This window comes from Cellulomonas algicola (genome assembly GCF_003851725.1).
GTDB classification, from domain to species: domain Bacteria; phylum Actinomycetota; class Actinomycetes; order Actinomycetales; family Cellulomonadaceae; genus Cellulomonas; species Cellulomonas algicola.
Window position 1 is genome coordinate 1 of the sequence record NZ_BHYL01000390.1, and the last position, 3,135, is coordinate 3,135.

Genomic DNA, 3,135 nt, shown 5'->3' on the forward strand with positions numbered 1-3,135 from the left:
CGGGGAGGAGGCCCGCCCAGTGGCGCGCCTCGTCGACGAGCTCGACGCGGTAGAGGTCGTCGAGCGCGTCGAGCGGCTGCCACGCGGCGAAGTCGGTCGAGCCGTCGACCTCGTGCCGCAGGTCCCCGCCGACGACGTGCGCGCGGTAGACGATGCGCAGCAGCTGGGTCTTCTCGGTCATGGCCGTCGGGCCGAGCGCGGGGTCGACGACGAGCGAGGAGATGCCGAGCAGCTCGTCGAGCTCGATCGCGTACCCGGTCTCCTCGCCCACCTCGCGGACGGCGGCGTCGGCGGGGTCCTCGTAGGGGTCGATCCCGCCGCCGGGCATCGTCCACTTGGGGCCGACGCCGACCATGGGCGCGAGACGGGACAGGAGCATCCCGCGCTGGTCGACGACGACGGCGTACGCGCTCACCCGGATGGCCACGGTCCGAGGCTAGGGGACGACTGCGGGTAGCCTGGACGGTCGTGGCCACCACCGACTTCCCCGCCGAGATCCGCGAGCTGCGCACCACCCTGGAGTCCATCCAGGCGGTGAGCGACCCGACCGCGCTCAAGGCGAAGATCGCGGACCTGTCGGAGCAGGCGAGCGCCCCCAACCTGTGGGACGACCCTGACGCGGCGCAGAAGGTCACGAGCGCGCTGTCGGCGACGCAGGCGGAGCTGGACCGGGTGGCGAAGCTCGGGGGCCGCATCGACGACCTCGAGACGCTCGTCGAGCTCGGCGTCGAGATGGAGGACGAGGACAGCCTGGCCGAGGCGGAGGTCGAGCTCACGGGGATCCGCCGGGACCTGGGCGAGCTCGAGGTCCGCACGCTGCTCAACGGCGAGTACGACCAGCGCGAGGCGGTCGTGACGATCCGCTCGGGTGCGGGCGGTGTCGACGCGGCGGACTTCGCGGAGATGCTGCTGCGGATGTACCTGCGCTGGGCGGAGCGGCACGGCTACCCGACGACGGTCCTCGACACGAGCTACGCCGAGGAGGCGGGCCTGAAGTCGGCGACGTTCGAGGTCAAGGCGCCGTACGCGTTCGGGCACCTGTCGGTCGAGGCGGGCACGCACCGGCTGGTGCGCATCTCGCCGTTCGACAACCAGGGGCGTCGGCAGACGTCGTTCGCGGCGGTCGAGGTCATCCCCCTGATCGAGGGCACGGACTCGGTCGAGATCCCGGAGTCGGAGATCAAGGTCGACGTGTTCCGCTCGTCGGGCCCGGGTGGTCAGTCGGTCAACACGACGGACTCCGCGGTCCGCATGACGCACATCCCGACGGGCATCGTCGTGTCGATGCAGAACGAGAAGTCGCAGATCCAGAACCGCGCGGCCGCGCTGCGCGTGCTCCAGTCCCGCCTGCTGCTGGTCCGCAAGGCGGAGGAGGACGCGAAGAAGAAGGAGCTCGCGGGCGACATCAAGGCGTCGTGGGGCGACCAGATGCGCTCGTACGTGCTGCAGCCGTACCAGATGGTCAAGGACCTGCGCACGGAGCACGAGGTCGGCAACCCTGCCGCGGTGTTCGACGGGGACATCGACGACTTCATCGAGGCCGGCATCCGCTGGCGCCGGTCGCAGTCGGTCGAGGCCTGACCACCGCCGGGCACCCGACGGGGCCTGACGCTGACGCCCCCGGGCACCCGTCGCGGCACGCCCGCACGCGCTCGTCGCGACACCCTCCGTCCGAGGAGCCGTCGCGGCGAGCGCTTGCCGTCTCCGGCGCCGGGACCAACGTCCCGAGGTCGTCGCCCAGGTCACCCGATGCCTTCGCATCGTGAAGTTAACTCTCACGGAGTACGTGGGAGCGCACCCACGCGCCCGGAAGACACAGGTTGGTAACGGAACTTGCACCGGGCTTGGCTTCGGGTCTTGAATTCAAACGACATGACCGGATGCGCGGACAGCGCGGACCAGGCAGTGGTCCGCACGGGTGTCGACGGGCAGTGACGCCCCGGACGACGCGACCGGACGGTGCACAACAGGGAGCGGACAACGATGTCTTTTGCATGGAGGAAGGTTGCCGTCGGCGTCGCCACGGCCGGCCTGATCGTCGGACTCTCGGCCTGCAGCCAGGAGCGTGAGCCGAGCGGCGACGAGACCGGCGGCGGCGCTGCCGAGGACACCCTCATCGGCATCGCGATGCCGACGAAGAGCCTCGAGCGCTGGAACCGTGACGGCTCGCACCTCGAGGAGCTGCTGCAGGACAACGGCTACGAGACGACGCTGCAGTACGCCGACAACAAGGTCGACCAGCAGATCACCCAGATCCAGAACATGATCAACCAGGGCGCCGACGTCCTGGTCATCGCGTCGATCGACGGCACGGCCCTCGCGCCGGTCCTCGAGGACGCGGCGGCGGCCGACATCACGGTCATCGCGTACGACCGCCTCATCAACGACACGCCGAACGTCGACTACTACGCGACGTTCGACAACGAGAAGGTCGGCACGCTCCAGGGCCAGTTCATCGAGGAGGCCCTCGACCTCAAGAACGCCGCGGGGCCCTTCAACCTCGAGCCGTTCGCGGGCTCGCCGGACGACAACAACGCCAAGTTCTTCTTCTCCGGCGCGTGGGACGTCCTGCTGCCCTACGTCGAGGCGGGCAAGCTCGTCGTCCCGTCGGGCAAGGCGCCCGCGTCGAACGACGACTGGGCCTCCATCGGCATCCAGGGCTGGGGCTCCGACACCGCCCAGGCCGAGATGGAGAACCGCCTCAACTCGTTCTACGGCGGCGGCCAGAAGGTCAACGTCGTCCTGTCGCCCAACGACTCGCTGGCCCTCGGCATCGCCCAGGCCCTCGAGGGCGCCGGCTACGCGCCGGGCGAGGGCTACCCGGTCCTCACCGGCCAGGACGCCGACCAGGCGAACGTGCTCAACATGCTCGCCGGCAAGCAGTCGATGACGGTCTGGAAGGACACCCGCGCGCTGGGTGACCAGGTCGCCAAGATGGTCGACCAGATCGTCAAGGGCGAGACGGTCGACGTCAACGACGAGGAGACGTACGACAACGGCAACAAGGTCGTCCCGACCTACCTGCTCGACCCGGAGGTCGTGACCCCCGACACGGTCGAGTCGGTGCTGGTGGAGTCCGGCTTCTACAAGGCCGAGGACCTCGGTCTCTGATCCCGACCCGGGCCGCCGGCGCGC

At 69.7% G+C, this 3,135-nt stretch carries 3 protein-coding genes; 2 read left to right on the plus strand and 1 reads right to left on the minus strand.

Going from position 1 to position 3,135, the window contains the following annotated elements; translation table 11 throughout:
• On the minus strand, positions 1-427 hold a 427-nt coding region (locus CTKZ_RS19710; protein WP_124344509.1), incomplete at its 3' end, for an NUDIX hydrolase.
• A gap of 41 nt (positions 428-468) precedes the next feature.
• Here CTKZ_RS19710 and prfB point away from each other — a divergent pair.
• Positions 469-1,581: a peptide chain release factor 2 gene (gene prfB, locus CTKZ_RS19715; RefSeq protein WP_124344510.1), complete on the plus strand. Its 1,113-nt coding sequence runs from the start codon at positions 469-471 to the stop codon at positions 1,579-1,581.
• A 402-nt stretch (positions 1,582-1,983) separates the two neighbouring features.
• Positions 1,984-3,111: a multiple monosaccharide ABC transporter substrate-binding protein gene (gene chvE, locus CTKZ_RS19720; protein WP_124344511.1), complete on the plus strand. Its 1,128-nt coding sequence runs from the start codon at positions 1,984-1,986 to the stop codon at positions 3,109-3,111.
• Positions 3,112-3,135: the final 24 nt, after the last annotated feature.

Bases quoted from the DNA above. Each gene is read 5' to 3' on its own strand.
- chvE (WP_124344511.1), top strand. From the start codon at position 1,984: ATGTCTTTTGCATGGAGGAAGGTTGCCGTCGGCGTCGCCACGGCCGGC.